Annotated in this window: 13 protein-coding genes and 4 pseudogenes; 5 read left to right on the top strand and 12 right to left on the bottom strand. The window is 67.3% G+C overall.

All coding sequences use genetic code 11. The features are described 5' to 3' along the window. Positions 1-149: 149 nt before the first annotated feature. From K9U37_RS10010 to K9U37_RS10000, 3 genes and pseudogenes are all read left to right on the top strand, one after another. A pseudogene (locus tag K9U37_RS10010) lies at positions 150-293 on the top strand (sterol carrier protein); the annotation flags it as partial. Between the two features lie 110 nt (positions 294-403). Next, a complete protein-coding gene (locus tag K9U37_RS10005) occupies positions 404-673 on the top strand; it encodes a type II toxin-antitoxin system Phd/YefM family antitoxin (RefSeq protein ID WP_243073308.1) in 270 nt (89 codons plus the stop codon). Positions 674-1,015: 342 nt separating this feature from the next. Then, positions 1,016-3,574: an SEC-C domain-containing protein gene (locus K9U37_RS10000; RefSeq protein WP_243071555.1), complete on the top strand. Its 2,559-nt coding sequence runs from the start codon at positions 1,016-1,018 to the stop codon at positions 3,572-3,574. A gap of 151 nt (positions 3,575-3,725) precedes the next feature. Here the strand turns inward: K9U37_RS10000 and K9U37_RS09995 are convergent, their stop codons facing one another. From K9U37_RS09995 to K9U37_RS09985, 3 genes and pseudogenes are all read right to left on the bottom strand, one after another. Beyond that, positions 3,726-4,013 carry a type II toxin-antitoxin system VapC family toxin gene (locus K9U37_RS09995; RefSeq protein WP_272888110.1) on the bottom strand — a complete coding sequence of 96 codons (288 nt, stop codon included), beginning with the start codon at positions 4,011-4,013 and terminating at the stop codon, positions 3,726-3,728. A 316-nt stretch (positions 4,014-4,329) separates the two neighbouring features. After that, positions 4,330-4,440 (bottom strand): annotated as a pseudogene (locus K9U37_RS09990) (ATP-dependent DNA ligase); the annotation flags it as partial. 16 nt (positions 4,441-4,456) lie between these two features. Continuing rightward, positions 4,457-5,383 carry an alpha/beta fold hydrolase gene (locus tag K9U37_RS09985; RefSeq protein WP_243071554.1) on the bottom strand — a complete coding sequence of 309 codons (927 nt, stop codon included), beginning with the start codon at positions 5,381-5,383 and terminating at the stop codon, positions 4,457-4,459. 285 nt (positions 5,384-5,668) lie between these two features. On the opposite strand from K9U37_RS09985, the gene K9U37_RS09980 reads away from it, so the two are divergent. Both K9U37_RS09980 and K9U37_RS20015 read left to right on the top strand, forming a co-directional pair. Beyond that, the gene (locus tag K9U37_RS09980) at positions 5,669-6,238 is read left to right on the top strand and encodes a TetR/AcrR family transcriptional regulator (RefSeq protein ID WP_243071553.1); all 570 of its coding nucleotides are present in this window, start codon (positions 5,669-5,671) and stop codon (positions 6,236-6,238) included. Next, entirely contained in the window at positions 6,238-6,363 is a 126-nt protein-coding gene (locus K9U37_RS20015) for a hypothetical protein (protein WP_272888027.1), read from the top strand. Before K9U37_RS09980 ends, K9U37_RS20015 begins: the two co-directional genes overlap by 1 nt. Before the next feature lie 268 nt (positions 6,364-6,631). Here K9U37_RS20015 and K9U37_RS09975 read toward each other — a convergent pair. The 9 genes and pseudogenes from K9U37_RS09975 to K9U37_RS09935 form a co-directional block, all read right to left on the bottom strand. Next, a pseudogene (locus K9U37_RS09975) lies at positions 6,632-7,893 on the bottom strand (saccharopine dehydrogenase family protein). Between the two features lie 60 nt (positions 7,894-7,953). Then, entirely contained in the window at positions 7,954-8,874 is a 921-nt protein-coding gene (locus tag K9U37_RS09970; protein WP_243071552.1) for an alpha/beta fold hydrolase, read from the bottom strand. Positions 8,875-9,031: 157 nt separating this feature from the next. Beyond that, positions 9,032-9,526, bottom strand: a complete 495-nt coding sequence (locus K9U37_RS09965; RefSeq protein WP_243071551.1) for a transglycosylase family protein — start codon at positions 9,524-9,526, stop codon at positions 9,032-9,034. 303 nt (positions 9,527-9,829) lie between these two features. Continuing rightward, the gene (mobA, locus tag K9U37_RS09960; protein WP_243071550.1) at positions 9,830-10,408 is read right to left on the bottom strand and encodes a molybdenum cofactor guanylyltransferase; all 579 of its coding nucleotides are present in this window, start codon (positions 10,406-10,408) and stop codon (positions 9,830-9,832) included. A gap of 7 nt (positions 10,409-10,415) precedes the next feature. Next, a complete protein-coding gene (locus K9U37_RS09955) occupies positions 10,416-11,489 on the bottom strand; it encodes a 2-oxoacid:ferredoxin oxidoreductase subunit beta (protein ID WP_243071549.1) in 1,074 nt (357 codons plus the stop codon). After that, on the bottom strand, positions 11,486-13,408 hold the full coding sequence (locus K9U37_RS09950; RefSeq protein WP_243071548.1) for a 2-oxoacid:acceptor oxidoreductase subunit alpha: 1,923 nt from the start codon (positions 13,406-13,408) through the stop codon (positions 11,486-11,488). Before K9U37_RS09950 ends, K9U37_RS09955 begins: the two co-directional genes overlap by 4 nt. Before the next feature lie 284 nt (positions 13,409-13,692). Beyond that, a complete protein-coding gene (locus tag K9U37_RS09945) occupies positions 13,693-14,538 on the bottom strand; it encodes a PfkB family carbohydrate kinase (protein ID WP_372489489.1) in 846 nt (281 codons plus the stop codon). Between the two features lie 107 nt (positions 14,539-14,645). After that, a pseudogene (locus tag K9U37_RS09940) lies at positions 14,646-14,862 on the bottom strand (sulfite exporter TauE/SafE family protein); the annotation flags it as partial. A 60-nt stretch (positions 14,863-14,922) separates the two neighbouring features. Beyond that, complete coding sequence (locus K9U37_RS09935; RefSeq protein ID WP_243071547.1) at positions 14,923-16,125, bottom strand: NAD(P)/FAD-dependent oxidoreductase; 1,203 nt, start codon at positions 16,123-16,125, stop codon at positions 14,923-14,925. Between the last annotated feature and the right edge of the window lie 32 nt (positions 16,126-16,157).

Here is a 16,157-nt window from a genome sequence, read left to right as displayed (position 1 = left end):
AAGTCGGCGACGACGGCGCCCTCACCATCCTCGATCCGGAACCCCGCAGATGAGCGGCGTGCGCTGGTCGAAGGCGGCCGTGATGGCGTGCCCTACGGGGGCGTTGAGCATCGCCGATTGAGCGTGGCTGGCCGCTCGCGGCCGTTTACTTGGGCGACAAGCTCGCGAACTCGGGTGTGGTGTTGCGGGTGCATGACACCGATCCGGACGCAGTGGTGACGGTGGGCATGCCGACCAAGGTGGTGGAGACGGGAGCGGCCAGTACCACGGTGCCCAATGTCGAGCTGTTCATACCACGCCGCCGTAGCCGCAGCGCACGCACCATTGCCAGCCAACTAGCCCCTAATTAAGGCCTGGCGTCGGTTGAAGTTACGGCCGATACTGGCCTCACGCAAATCGCCCCATCTCGAAGCTCAAGGACAAACTTAACGAGTTCGTCGATGCCGTCACGCTGACGAAAGACCAGGTGACGATCACCAAGAACGGTTCGCCGGCTGCAGTGCTGATCGGTTTCGAAGAGTGGGAATCGTTGCAGGAAACCCTGTACTGGCTGTCGCAGCCCGGCATTCGCGGCGCGATCGCTGAGGCGGATGCCGACATCGCCGCAGGTAAAACAGATGGCGAAGACGAGATCAGATCTGAGTTCGGCGTTCCGCAACAGCGCCGGTCGTGACCGATCTGGAAGGGCCGTCCGCCGCCTTCGAGGTTCGTTTCACCGCCGCAGCCCGACGTGGGTTCAACACGCTTCCGCCTCGTGTGTTGTCGGCCGTCTACGACCACCGGTCTGAGGGTCAACTGCGTCCTGGACACCGCCCCCTACCCCACCGGAACCAAGTACACGGCGAAAGACGTTGACGCCCTATCGATCACACGAGCCGACAAGGATGGAATTCGCGCTCGATGAGTTGACTGGCCGCTGAGGTCTTCTAACCTGGCGCCGCCGCGCCAATCTCAGCAGTCGTACGGCTGGTGTCCGACGAGTGGGCACGAGATCGACTGGCGTAAGGTGTGCGCTGTGGCTCAGGCGTTCGATTCAGTCGCGGCCGTCTCGCGGATCCTGACCGAACACGGCCCACTGGACGAGGATGACGTCATTGCCCGGATCCGGGCCGAAGGGGACGACCCGGAGAAGCGCCCGGGTCCCGTTATCAACGAAATACTCTGTCCGGCAAGGCAATTGACTGACGACCGGTGGGTATGGCTGCCGAAAGTGCTGCTCGGGCGGGTGTTCACGCACCGCGTTCGCGCAGACGAGGTGGCCTATGACCTGCTGACAGTGACCCCGGATCTGGACCCGATCACCGAGCTGTGCCTGCACGAGGGCTACCAGCAACTCGCCGACGGTTCACCGGTCAGCGTCGTATTGGCCGAATACGATCACCAACTGTTGCGACAACGGGGCATTCCGCCGGAGGTGATCGACCCGCTTGGGGCGCTGCTGCTGTTGCCGCCGGGCACGCTGAGCGGGTTGGGTGCGGCCGACGGCGATTTGGTCGGCGTTCGACTGTCCGTCTCCGGCTTGGTCATCGAGCGCGTCGCCGCGGTCCAGTCCCCGACCGACGTGGGTGAACGACTGGCCGCCACCCTCGACGCCGACAAGCCAACGTTCCTGGACTCCGCAGTGTGGACGGTGTGCGTCGACGACCCCGCAGTGTTCACCGAACCGTTGCCCCCGCTGCGCGACATCATCGAGGACTGTGGCCTCGTCCACGACGACGACTGGTTGGCACCGCCTGGGTTCGATTTCGAGCGATGGCGCTTCGAGCGAGACTGCGAGCGGCTGATCCGCCGGTACGGCCTCGAACCCGATGACGCGCTCACACTGAGGGCCCTGGTGGCGGTGTACGACCAGATGTCGGCGATCCTGGAAGCCGCGATCGGCGCGGACGAGGTGCCCGACGATTCGTCCGACGCGGCCGGCGACGACGAGACACCGCCGGATGATCCCGCCGGGTACCGCGCACTGGCGGCCGCGTTCGGATCCGCACTGAGCGACCCGCTGCTGGCCCAGCTGCTGGTGGACGAGACGGTGGGCCGCGGGGGTGCACCCGCCGCGCTCGGCCTTTTCGCCGAGACCCTCGAACCGCAGGTGGCGCGCACCGCCCGGGTGGCGTACCGCTGGCTGCGCGCGGTGGCGTTGGAGCAGATAGGCGACGTCGAGTCGGCCGAGCGGGAGTACCTCGCCGCGGAGTCGATGGACACCGACTGGCCGCCGACGCTGCTCGATCTGGCCCGCTTCGCCTCCGACCGCGGCGATGCCGAACGCGGGTTGGCCCTGCTGCGCCGCGCCGGCGCAGGGCCCGGTCATCCGCTGACGCGGATACTGGAGCAGCACCGCGCTACGCCACACACCGACCTCGGCCGCAACGATGCGTGCTGGTGCGGTTCGGGCCGCAAGTACAAGAAGTGCCATCTGGGGCACGAACAGCTTCCCCTGGACGACCGCGTCGGCTGGCTGTACCTCAAAGCCTGCCACCATGTGTTTCTCACCGACTGGCGGGAGCTGCTGGAAGAGGCGGCCGAGGCGCGCGCTGCCCATGGCTCCGCCGACGCGAAACTCCCTGCGGGAGTTGATGATCCGCTGCTGATCGACACTGTGCTCTTCGAAGGCGGTGCGTTTGCGGACTTCCTGGCCAAGCGTGGGTCACTGCTACCCGATGACGAACGGCTCTTGGCAGACCAATGGCTGCTCGTGGATCGTTCCGTGTTCGAGGTCGAGCAGGTGCACCGCGGACAGGGCATCGAGGTCCGCGATGTACGCACAGGAGACGTCGTTGAGGTGCACGAGCGGACGGCCAGCGGCCAGCTCCGACCGGGGCAGCTGATCTGCGCCCGCGTGGTGCCCGCCGGGCGGACCCACCAGTTCCTCGGCGGGGCGGAGCCGGTCGCCTTGCACGAACGCGACCGGCTCATCGATCTGCTCGACTCCGAGCCCGACCCGGTGGATCTGGTGGAGTTCCTGAGCCGCCGGTTCGCACCGCCGACACTGGTCAACACCGAGGGCGACGCCCTGACGATGTGCGAGGCGACCGTGAAGATCGGCGACTCGGCGCGGATCGAGGCTTTGCTCGACGACGCGTTCGACCGGGCTGACGACGAGCCGCACTGGATCGAACACGTCACCACCGACGGAATGCAGCGAATCAGCGCCACCGTGGCGCTCGAGGGCGACCAGCTGAGGGTGCACACCAACAGCGAGCAACGGATGGACCGCGTGCTGGCGGTACTGACACGCCTCGACCCGTCGGCGACGCTGCTCGACGACGTCCGCCAGCCCGTCCGCGATGTGCACGAAGCCGTCGGACTGGCTCAGCAGATGCCCACGCCTGGCGCGGGGGCGTTCGATCCCGACGACCCGCAGATCGCCCAGACGCTCGACGGGTTCATCCGCGAATACGAGACGGCGTGGCTCGATGAACCCATTCCCGCCCTCGACGGTCACACCCCGCGGCAGGCCGCCGAGGACCCCACCCGACGGGCCGACCTGATCAAGCTGCTGGACAGCTTCCCCGTGGCCGACGGCAGCACCGGTATGGACGCCGACCGGCTGCGCGCCGCGCTGGGCCTGCAATAGCGCCGTCGGCTATCCGGCGACGTCTCGTCGTCGTCATCGTCCCAGCGCTTCGCCCCCGCGAGGAGGAGCCTTCGCTGCCGTGTTCGGTGACCACCGATGCCAAGGGTGACGCGATTCGGCACGCAGTTTTGGCCGCTGAACTGGACGCCGATCAATCGAGTGCGGCAGAAGTGATGTCGGTATGGGTGAAGTCGTCACCGACGTACAGCAACGGTTCACCGGTAACCGCGGCAAGGGCGTAGGAGAAGCAATCGCCGAGGTTCAGGCCGGCAGGATGGCCGCTACCACGTCCAAACTCGCGGTAGGCGCGCGTGGCGCTCACGGCCTGCTCGGCGTCGAAAGACACCGTCGCAATGCCCAGTTGACCGATTAGGCGCTCGACCCGCCGCAGATCTTCGGGCGCCAGTCGTCTCGTAAGGACCGCCCCGACCTCAACCAGTGTGTTGCGCTGGTGCGGGAACTTGCGCAGGGCGTCCCCGTGTCCCGGTGTTCTCCTCCATCACCCCGGTGCCGACGAGGCGTGGCTCCATCGTGCGGCGGAATTGGTGCGGCGACGGCCGTCAGGTGTTCGGCACGGCCGACCGCTCCCCCGTAATGTGGCCCAGCGAGCGCGGTGACCGATTGACCCTCCGCGCCCTTCGGACGACCTTTCACCGCGTTTCGCCAGCGGGCCGGTCTGCCGCCGGAGCTGAGCCGCGCAGGCGTCGCTCCGGCCAGCATCTTGATCCGGCTCGCCGGCAGCGCGTCCAGCAGCTCGGGAAGTAGCGGCCGAGCTGCTTGCCGCTACGCGGCTGCAGCACCACCTCGTCGCCGCCGCGGAACACCAGCGCCCGGACGCTGTCCCACTTCGGCTCGTCGGACCGCACTTGTCATCGGTGCGGCTCAGCCGGGGACCGTTTGTCTGCCTCGGTTCGTGGACTCCGTCTGATCCACCCAGGCCAAGATGACCGAAGCGGCGAGGCCCATGTTTCCCACCTGGCAGTGGTTTGAGGCACCGTCGACGGCGGTGAACGTCCTCGTCGTGACGGATCGCGCCGCCGTGAGATTGGCCGCCTGGCGCCCCAACTGCTTGAGCGGTACGAAGTGGTCGTCGACTCCGGCGAGCAGCAGAACGTCGCCGGCGACCCGGTGCGAAATGCGCCGCGTGCTGAACGCGAGCGTCGAGCGCAGAAAGTCGTACGGCGTGGCGGCGCCGGTGACGTGCATGCCCTGGCTCAGCCCCCACTCCGCGACGGGTCGACGCGCCGCGGCCCTAGTCGCCAGCGAGTCGACGACGCCGCGCATTCGCAGGGTCAACAGCGACCGCAACGCGGGGCCCACCCCCGGTCCGATCTGGCGGGCGAGGACCTCGAAGAAGTCATCGAGGACGTCGAACGCGATCACCCGGCTGATCCGTGATTCGAACGCGGCCGCCCTGATGACGAGGCCACCACCGAGCGACATCCCGATGGCGGTGACACCGTCAAAGCCGTAGTGGTCGAGCACCGCGCCCATCGGGCGCTCCCACTCGGGGATCATCGTCAGACCTTGCTCCTCCAGTGGGCCACCCTGCCCTGGCCCGTCGAACATGACGACGCGCCGGCCGGCGTCACACATCGCCGCGGCCAGTGGCAGGAACTCTTCGATGTAGCTGTCGAACCCGCCGAACAGCACGATCGGTGCGCCGGTCTGGTCGGCGGGCCGCAGGTCGTAGGCCGGCAGCGCGCCGGAACCGAAGGGCACCTGGTCGGCAGCGACGTCGAAGATCGCGCGGATGGCCGAAACGAAGCGGGCGCGTGCCGCCGAGCGACGCGGATCGTCGGCGGCCATGAAGAACCCCGCGGCGCGGTCGTAGAAGGCGGCCGCCAGTGGCCGGTCGGTGGCGCGGGCGTGCTCGGCCAGCCGCAGGTAGCCGTCGACCCATTCCGAATAGGTGTTGGACCGGGCCGCCAGCTCCGCGATCTCGTCGACGGCGGACCGGCCGATCGACTCGACCCAGCGGTTGCATTCGAAGTTGAGGGCAACATCGGAGTGGAACTGGCGATAGCCGACGCGGGGGCCGAGGTGTCCACGCCAGAAATGCTATCGCAAGTTGACTTGCGATATGGTGGCGGCGTGACGGCAGTGACATCCCACCGGCGCGGAGAGCACGTGCGTCACACCGTGCTGGCCGCGGCCTTCGACGAACTGACCGAAAACGGCCTGGCCCGAGCGACTGTCGCGGGGGTGGCGCGCCGCTCCGGAGTGCACGAGACGACGATCTACCGGCGGTGGGTGACTCGCGAGAACCTGTTCGTGAACGCAACGCTGGCCCGCAGTGCCGACGAGATACCCGCGCCGGACACCGGATCGACGCGGGGTGATCTGATCGCGATCGTGCGCGCAGTGACCGCCTATGTGTCGACGCCTGCCGGGCGTGCGGCGCTGCACGCGGCCGCGGTGCCGTTGGACGACGCGTATCCCGATGCCCGCGCGGCGTTTTGGGCGGGCCGGCTGCACGCGCTACGCCGAGTGGTCGAGCGCGGCATCGCGCGTGGCGATCTGCGCCCCGACACCGATCCGGGGCTGCTGCTCGAGACTCTTGTCGCGCCGGTGCACGGTCGACTGCTGTTCACCGGCGAACCGGTCGACGACGCGCTGGCCGAGTCGCTCGTCAACCTTGTGCTACGCGGCGCGGCGGCCTAATGCGGACGTTCGCGCTGGTGCACCCCATCGCCACCGGCCTGGCGCTCGTGCTGGCGGCGGGCACGTTCCGGGTGCTCGATATCTGGCTCTATTGGGCTCTACTGACGTTTCCGTGGGTCGGGTGATGGCCCCGTAGACACCTTCCGTCGGGGCCGCGCGAATGCGCCGGGCAGGTCTCTGACCTGCCCCTCTGCCTGCCATCAGGACGCACAGAGGCTCGCGGGTCAAGGGTGGCCGAAGGCCATCGCAAAGCGACGCGAAGCGCCCTTGACGCGCGAGGGGTGCGCCCGTAGGCAGCGCGGCCCCGACAACCTCCGCCACAGTGGAATACGCGGGACAGTGCCAATTCGTCACCCACGGATATGTCACAAGAGCCAAAGATTTGCGGAAAATTCAATCCAGTCGCCCGATTTCGAGCTGGATGCCGGCGCCCGGAAAGCGAGCCAGCAGTGCATCACCCATCGCCGCGGCCGGGGTGAGCACGCCGCGCAGATCCGAGAGCTTGTCGCGATCGAATGCGAGCGCCAAAGCACACTCCCCGAGCATCACCGAGGTGGCCTTGTATCCAGGATCGCCCTGCTGGAAGATGGTGGCCACATAGCGGGCGCCGCCGGTGGTGGTCGTGTAGGTCTCGGCCTTGTAGTAGCCGCTCTCCCGGGTCTGCTCGCCGGGTCCGGTGCCGGGCTTGGGCGCGATGCGTTCGACGAGCCGGCGCGGGATGAAGCGGAAGAACCGGCTGCCCAACGCAACCGCACCGTTGTTTGCAGCACTGGCCACCGCCGACACCACCGGTGCGATGACCGACGAGCCGACGCTGAGATTCTCGGCGTAGCGGAACCGCTTGCCGTATGCGTAGCCGAGCAGGGCGTTGCTGCGCCGCACGATCCGGGTGTTGTAGTTCGCCATGAAGAAACCGGTGGTCCAGGTGCCCGCCAGCTCGGGGGCGATGTCCTTACCGCGTCGCCACGGCAGGTCGGGTTGGGGACCGAGCTCCGGCTCGGCGGCGCGGTCCGGGGACAGCGTGTAGGGATCCTCGAGGAGGCGGCGGGTGTTGGGGTCGTTGGACGCGGCACGGAAGATCTCGATCCCCGAGGCGGCTGTGCCGCCCGACACGCCCCCCTTGAGGGCACGCACCACGAAGTTGGTGTCGCCGAGTTCCCCGGTGCCGTGCCGTCCCGCTGGGCGCGCCTATAGAGCGCGAAGACGCTCATATCCGAAGGGACGGAATCGAATCCGCACGCGTGAACGATTCGCGCGCCGGTATCGACGGCCTCCTTGTGGTAGTCGTCGATGCTCTGGCGCACGAACGCGGCCTCGCCGGTGAGGTCCGCATAGTCGGTGCCGGCCGCCGCGCACGCCGCGACCAGCGGCAGGCCGTAGCGGCTGTAGGGACCGACAGTGGTGACGACCACCCGGGTCCGGGCGGCCATGTCGTTCAGCGACGACGGCGAGGACGCGTCGGCAGTCAGGATCGGCCAGGACTGCGCCGATTCGCCGAGGCTCTCTCGGACGGCGAGCAGCTTGTCGGGCGAGCGGCCGGCCAGCGCGACCCGGGCGTCGCCACCCGCGCGGGCGAGGTACTCGGACGTGAGCTTGCCGACGAAGCCGGTGGCCCCGTACAGGACGATGTCGAATTCACGCTGCTCTGCGGTCATGGCCGCCAACTTACCGGGGTGTGGCTATCCCAATGCTTCGGGGAACTCGCCTTCCTGCGGTCATGCCCCGTTGGTAGCGCAGAAGAAGTCTCTTAGCGCGTCCGCGGTCTGGTCGGGCAGTTCCTCGGCGAGGAAGTGACCGCCGTCCAGCGCGCGCCCGCTGACCCGGGCGCTGCACTGCGCCTGCCACAACGCGAGCGGATCGAAGAGTGCCTCGATCACCCCGCGTGCACCCCACAACACCAGCGTGTCGCAGGCGATCTTGTCCCCCGCTGCGCGCGAGGCGCGGTCGTGGTCGAGGTCGATGCTCGCCGCGGCGCGGTAGTCCTCGCAGATGGCGTGGATGGCGTCGGGGTCGGTGAAGCAGCGCTCGTAGGACTGCAGAGCTGCAGGCTCGAGGTAAGCCAGGCCGCGCGAGCCCCACCCGCCGAGACACCAGTGCAGATAGAACAGCGGGTCGCCGCCGATCATCGTCTCGGGCAGCGGGCTGGGCTGGATGAGGTGGAACCAGTGGTAGTAGAACGTGGCGAACCGCATGTCGGTCGCCTCGTACATGTCCAGCGTCGGTGCGATGTCGATGACCGCCAGCCGGGTGATCGCGCCGGGATGGTCGACGGCCAGGCGGTGGGCGACCCGCCCGCCACGGTCGTGGCCACACACCGCGTAGCTGTCGTGTCCGAGCCAGGCCATCAGCTCGACGATGTCGGCGGCCATCGTGCGCTTGGAGTAGTTGACGTGCCCCGACTCCCCCGGCGGCTTGGCGGAGTCGCCGTAGCCGCGAAGGTCGGGCAGTACCAGCCGGAAGTGCGGCGCGAGCCGGCGCGCCACCCGGTGCCACATCGCGTGGTTCTGCGGAAAGCCGTGCAGCAGCACCAGCGGTGGTGCGTCGGCACGTCCCCCGACGCGGGCGTGGATGGTGACGTCCCCGGCTCGATGATCGACGGTGTCGAAGCCGGCGAACCAGTCGGACGTTTCGGTCATGCGGGACCTCCCCAGTCGGCGTATACCGACGATATCGTCGGGGCATGGCCGAGATCGCCATCATCGGTGCCGGAATCGCCGGCCAGCGCGCGAAGTTGCGCGACATCCTCACCGAGGCGTTGACGCCGGCAGCGTCGTCCACGGGCCGACGTCTGACTCAGTGAATGCCGAGCGCGTTGGCGACGGCCTTGCCCGGGTCGGTGAGGGCCTGGCACATCTTGCCGAAGTCGATCAGGCCCAGCGGGCCGCGGCCGAGGTTCTGGCATCCGGCCTGGGCCGGGGCAGCGGTGGTGCCGCTGGACACCGGGACGGCGAAGCCGGGAGCACCGGCGTTCTTGCTGCACGACGGCCAGGCGCCCAGGCCCTGCTTCTGCATCACGTTCTCGGCCACCCGGATCTGCTCCTCGCGGGAAGCCTGGTGGGGAGTACCGACGCCGCCGTTGGCCGCCCAGGTCGCCTGCTTGAACTGCAGGCCGCCGTAGAAGCCGTTGCCGGAGTCGGCCCCCCATTTGCCGCCGGACTCGCACTGCGCGATCGCGTCCCAGTTCACACCGCTGTCTGCGCTGGCGTTGCCGCAGCTCAGAACGACGCCGGCCAGTGCGAGCGCTCCGGAGATGACTGCCAGAGTGATTATCCTGCGAATGGCGCTCATCTGTGTGCCCTTCCCGACCAAGGGGCGCAATTACTGCGCTGTTGCGATGGGAATCGCACCTAACGGGACAGTTGTTACGGGCGTGTCAGTTGAAATCTCTGAGATTTTTGATACAGGAGTTCTTAGAGAAACAGGAGTGGCGCCTTGTGTCAGCCGCGACGACCGCAGACTGGCCACGCGCCGATCCCCGCGAACGCACAGAGCCCGCCCCGTTCTCGGCCCGCTCGCGGACGAGTCCGGGAGATCACGACAATGACGCCATTATCAAATCGTTATTGACGTTGGAATAATTGGAGCACCGGTTTATCCGACTATTTGCTGTGCCAGATCTTCGGGGGAATTGATATTTGCCAGCTCCCGCTTGAACGGCACGACGACGCGTTGCGTGACCACCGTTTCGGTCAGCGCCCGCATGCTGCGTTCGCCGGCGGACACCAGCGCGTCGATGGGGTCGGCCAACTCGGTCCGGTAGATCCCGGCCAGGTAGTGATCCCGGCCATCCCACGGCAGCACGATGTCGACACCCTCGTAGTCGGCCAGGGCGTCGATGACCTCGACCGACAGATACGGCATGTCCACGGCACTGACGAAGGCCCGTTCCAGCCCGGCCGCCGCTGCCGCTCGAAGTCCGCGGCCGGTGGCCAGCAGCGGGCCGACGCCGCGAACCTCGTCCCTAATCACCTCCGCCTGCACCGACGGAAGTGCCTGGCCGGGTGCGGCGATCACGAACACCGGGGAGCACCGAGAACGCAGCACGTCAACGGTGTACTCGACCATCGTGGTCGACGACTCGGGGTGTGCCAGCGTGGCCTTGTCCCGGCCCATCCGGCGCGACGCACCGCCGGCCAACACCACGGCGGCCAGCGGAGCGAGTGAGCTCACGGCCCGGCTAGTCCACGGTCCAGGTGTCGCGGCCGCGCAGCAGCGACTGCAACGCGTGCCGGTCGTGCGGGGTGGCTTCCCGCGCCAGACGGACCTGATCACGGGCAGCGTCGTCGTAGGTCGGGCGGTGGACCTGGCGGAAGATACCCATCACGGTGTGCTCGAGGTTCTGGTCACTGAGCCGCGACAGGGCGAAGGCGTAGGCCGGGTCGTCGATCTGCGCGTCGTGAACCACGATGTCCGCGGCCGACACGTCCGCGGTCTTCGCGAGGTCGAGGCCGAATCCGCTCTTGACGACGCAGTACTCTCCGTTGACCCCGAAAGTGACCGGCTCTCCCTGGTGGACATTGATGACCCGCTCCTCGGCGCCCTCCTTGCGCAGCACGTCGAAGGAGCCGTCATTGAAGATCGGGCAGTCCTGCAGGATCTCGACCAGTGCGGCACCGCGGTGCTCGGCCGCCGCGCGAAGGACCTCCGACAGACCCTTGCGGTCGGAGTCCAGCGCCCGCCCGACGAAGGTCGCCTCGGCACCCAGCGCCAGCGACACCGGGTTGAACGGATAGTCCAGCGAACCCATCGGGGTGGACTTGGTGACCTTGCCGACCTCGGAGGTCGGCGAGTACTGACCCTTGGTCAGCCCGTAGATCCGGTTGTTGAACAGCAGGATCGTGATGTTGAGGTTGCGGCGCAGCGCGTGGATCAGGTGGTTGCCGCCGATCGACAGGGCGTCGCCGTCCCCGGTGACGACCCAGACCGACAGGTCGGGCCGGGCCAGCGCCAAGCCGGTGGCGATGGTCGGCGCGCGCCCGTGGATCGAGTGGAAGCCGTAGCTCTCCAGGTAATACGGGAAGCGGCTCGAGCAGCCGATGCCGCTGACGAACGCGATGTTCTCCCGGCGCAGGCCGAGTTCCGGCAGGAAGTTGCGGATGGTGTTGAGGATGACGTAGTCACCGCAGCCGGGGCACCAGCGGACCTCCTGGTCGGTGGTGAAGTCCTTGGCCTTCTGCGGCTCGTCGGCGGTCGGTACTCCGGCGATCTTGGACACCGGTGCCAGCAGATCCGCTCCGATCAGATCAATCATGCGCTCACTCCCGCGGTAGCCGCCGCCAGCCTGGCGAACTTGGCCTTGTCGCTTTCCTTCTCACTCAACGTTCCATCGAGGGCACTGTCGATGATGCCCGCCACCTCGTCAGCCAGGAACGCCATGCCGTGCACCTTGGTCACGGACTGGACGTCGACCAGATACTTGCCGCGCAGCAGCAGCGCCAGCTGGCCCAGATTCATCTCCGGTACGACCACCTTCGGGTAGCGCCGCAGCACCTCGCCGAGGTTGGCCGGGAACGGGTTGAGGTGGCGCAGCTGGGCGTGGGCGACCTTGATGCCGCGCCGGCGGGCTCGGCGGCACGCCTCCCCGATCGGGCCGAACGAGCTGCCCCATCCGAGCAGCAGCAACTCGGCGTCGCCGGTCGGGTCGTCGACCTCGAGGTCGGGCACCGCGATGCCGTCGATCTTGGCCTGCCGCAACCGGACCATCAGGTCGTGGTTGGCCGGCTCGTAGGAGATGTTGCCCGAGCCGTTGGCCGACTCCAGACCACCGATGCGGTGCTCCAGTCCCGGCGTGCCGGGGATGGCGAACTGGCGGGCCAGGGTCTCCGGGTCGCGGTTGTAGGGCGCGAAGTCCTCACCGGGTCGGGCCAGGTTGGTCTCGATCGGCTCGAAGCTGCCGACCCCGGGGATGCGCCACGGCTCCGAGCCGTTGGCGATCGCGCCGTCGGACAGCAGGATCACCGGTGTGCGGTAGGTCAGCGCGATACGCGCGGCCTCGATGGCCACCTCGAAGCAGTCCGAGGGCGACCGGGCGGCCAGCACCGGCACCGGCGACTCGCCGTTGCGGCCGAACATCGCCTGCAGCAGGTCGGCCTGTTCGGTCTTGGTGGGAAGCCCCGTCGACGGGCCACCGCGCTGGACGTCGATCACCAGCAGCGGAAGCTCGGTCATCACGGCGAGGCCGATGGCCTCGGACTTCAGCGAGACACCCGGGCCCGACGTGCTCGTCACGCCCAGCGCGCCGCCGTAGGAGGCGCCGATCGCGGCGCCGATACCGGCGATCTCGTCCTCGGCCTGGAAGGTCAGGACGTTGAAATTCTTGTGCTTGGACAGCTCGTGCAGGATGTCCGAGGCCGGGGTGATCGGGTAGCTGCCCAGGATCACCTGGATGTCGGCGAGCTGGCCGGCGGCGATCACGCCGTATGCCAGCGCGGTGTTGCCCGAGATCTGCCGGTACTCGCCAGGCTCGAGCTTGGCCGGCGCGACCTCGTAGGTGGTGCCGAACGCCTCGGTGGTCTCGCCGTAGTTCCAGCCGGCTCTCAGGGCCAGGACGTTGGCTTCGGCGACATCGGGCTTGCGGGCGAACTTTTCCCGGATGAACGTCTCGCTGGTCTCGACCGGCCGGCCGTACATCCAGGACAGCAGACCGAGCGCGAACATGTTCTTCGCCCGCTGTCCGTCCTTCTTGGATGCGCCGATCTCCTCGACGGCACCCAGCGTCAGGGTGGTCATCGGGATGGCGTGGACGACGAACTCGGCGAGTTCCTCGGTCTCCAGCGGATTGGTCTCGTAGCCGACCTTGGCCAGGTTGCGCTTGGTGAACTCGTCGGAGTTCGCGATCACCAGGCCGCCGCGCGGCAGGTCGGCCAGGTTGGCCTTCAGCGCCGCTGGGTTCATCGCGACCAGGACATCGGGGCGATCCCCGGCGGTCAGGATGTCGTAGTCGGCGATCTGGATCTGGAACGACGACACACCGGGCAGCGTGCCCTGTGGCGCGCGGATCTCGGCGGGGTAATTCGGTTGTGTCGCAAGGTCATTGCCGAACAGCGCGGCTTCGGTGGTGAATCGGTCGCCGGTGAGTTGCATACCGTCACCGGAGTCACCCGCGAAGCGGATAACGACCTTTTCGAGTTTTTGTCGGTTACCCGTAGCTCCGTTGCCGTTCGGACCCACGTGCCCGCCTTTCGTCTGTTTTCGGTAGCCGATTCCGTGTCGCAGACGTGTGGACGCGCCGCCGGAGTCGCACAGCCAGGTTCGATTGCTGTCACTCGCAGTACCGATTATTGCACTTTCTTAGGCAAGCTATACCGGCGTTCGACGTTGACACGCCGCAACGGGTCGCACGAAGATGCAGCTCACAGCCGTGATTCAGCAATCGGTGAGACAAAAGTGTGTCGTTCATCACTTGTCGAGAACGGGAATCTCTAAGAGATTTGCTACTCGCGGGTAGCTCTCAGTTACCGGCGCACCCCCAGTCGTTTCTCCAGTTCACCGGCGACGAGTTCACTGGCCTCTTTGGCTGCGGCGCGAGGATCGGCGCCCGCCGCGCGATTTGCCACATAACAGGTGGTGAACATGTCACCGGCCCCGGTGGTTTGGACACCCTCCACCCGCCAGGCGGCCGGCACTCGCACGCAGGTGTCCCCGGTATAGATGTCGCACCCCTCGGATCCGTAGGTCACCAGAATCTCGGGCACCCCGAGGCGGGCCGCGGTCGCTTCGTCGAACGGTCCGTCGGCGACGATGATGGCCTCGTCCTCGGCCAGCTTCAGGATGCTGAGGTTTGCCAGCAGCTCCGGCGGGTAGTGGCGGTGCACGACCAGCGGCCCAAGCTGGTCGGCGCGGACCAGGCCCTGGCCGTCGTAGGCGACCCGGTGGCCTCGCTGCGCCAGAAGAGCCAGCGTCTGGGCGGGAAAGTCGGTACGCAGCAGCGGCGCGAGGTGCACCCACGTCGTCGTGGGAGCCGCGGCTTCGACCTCGGCTGCGCCCCACACCGGGCCGATGGCCTCCACCGACATCCTTCGGTGATCCACATCCTCGTAGTCCAACCGGAACGAGCTCGTGCAGTCCGCCGTCAGGATCCGGATCATCGACCCGAACCGGTCGAGCAGCGGGTCGAACAACGGCCGGTCGTCAGCGGCGGCCAGCGCGACGATGCCGCCCGGTGCGCCCGCAGCCTCCATGGCCACGCCGGAGAACGACGCGCACCCGCCGGGGGTCTTCGGCCCGCCGTTGATCACGTCGATGGCCAGATTGCCCAGCACGGTCACGCCGGCGACGAGGTCGGCGCGCTGTTCTGGCACGAATTGTCTCCTCATCACCGTCGGCGCATCCATCGTCGCCGTCGGCGCGAGATGCTAGTCGGGAATTCCTCGTTTCAACGACTCGGCGAGTTCAGCCGGGCAGGTTCCCCACCGACACCGAACAGCCCGGTGAGCAAACCGACGAGGAACCCGGCGGGGATGGATCTCCGGGCACAGTGACGCCAACTTGATGCCGGAATCGCCGACCTTGCATGCAGTGCCGGTGTCGCCGTTGTCCTGGAGCAATCGGATCCCTGCGACCACCATCACCACGGCGAAGCCGATCAGCAGGACCGATTGGGGTAGATGTCTGCCGATGGCCGTAAGACCGGCACCGCTGACTCACGGGCACCGAACGCATCACATCGTGCTGCAATCGAATTGCTAAGCCAATCCCTTGAGCATCAGGTTCCAGTACATGAATGGGAGCCCGTATTTCTTCAAGTACCAATATGCGCGGTGCGGCGTGGTCGGATTGAGCAGTGGGAACGTGGGTTCTAGCTGCAGGTCGTAGTCGAACTCGGCAAGCAGCATCGCGTGCGACGAGGTGGTGATCGGGCACGACGAGTAACCGTCGTATGACGCGCGCAGTGGTCGCTTATTCAGGAACGCGTCGATGTTGTCGACGACCACGGGCGCCTGTTTGCGGATCGCGGCACCGGTCTTCGAGTTCGGCGAGGAACCGGCGTCACCCAGGCTGAACACATTCGGGTACCGCACGTGCTGCATGGTGTGCTTGTCGATGTCGACGTAGCCCATTGCATCACCGGTCGACAGCGGGCTGGACTTGATCCAGTCCGGCGCCGACTGCCGCGGCACGGCGTGCAATACGTCGTAGGGCAGCATGGCGTCGGTCCCGCCTGCGGCGACACTGGTGATGCCGACCTTATGCGATGTCGCGTCGACGGACGTCACCTCGGAATTGGTGTGCAAGGTGATGCCGTAGTCGGCGATGACCTTGTCGAGGCTGTCCGCGATCGCCGGAATCCCGAACGGCCGCGCCCCCGGCATCACCAGGTGGACGTCGATGTCTTTGAGCACACCCTGCTTGCGCCAGTAGTCCGATGCCAGGTAGGCGATCTTCTGCGGCGCTCCGGCGCACTTGATCGCGCCGGAGGGAACCGTGAACACAGCGGTGCCCGACCGAAGATTGCGGATGAAGTCCCAGGTGCGCGGCGCGAGGTCGAACCGGTAGTTCGACGACACCCCGCCGCGGCCCAGGGCATCCTCCAGGCCCTCGGTGCGGTTCCAGTCGAGCTGGATGCCCGGGCTTACGACGAGCACGTCGTATGCGTAGCTCGACCCGTCGGCGCAGGTCACCGTGTTGGCGTCGGGATCAAAGGCACTGGCGGCGTTCTTGATCCAGGTCGCCCCCTTGGGCATGACTGAGGATTCGTCGCGCTCGGTGGTCGAGGCCTTCACCTGTCCGCCGCCGACGAGCGTCCACAGCGGTTGGTAGTAGTGCTTGTCCGACGGCTCGATGACCGCGACGTCCGTGTAGCCCTTGCGGAGCAGCCGGGCCGCAACGGTGATGCCGGCGGTTCCGCCGCCGACGATCAGGATCTGGTGTTTGGCCTTGATGGTCATGATCTGTGGTCTCCTCGATCTTCAAGCGTTCT

The sequence above is a fragment of the Candidatus Mycolicibacterium alkanivorans genome (assembly GCF_022760805.1).
Taxonomy (GTDB): domain Bacteria; phylum Actinomycetota; class Actinomycetes; order Mycobacteriales; family Mycobacteriaceae; genus Mycobacterium; species Mycobacterium alkanivorans.
Note: the sequence above shows the minus strand (reverse complement) of the source record. Positions and strands in the feature narration are given on the sequence as shown.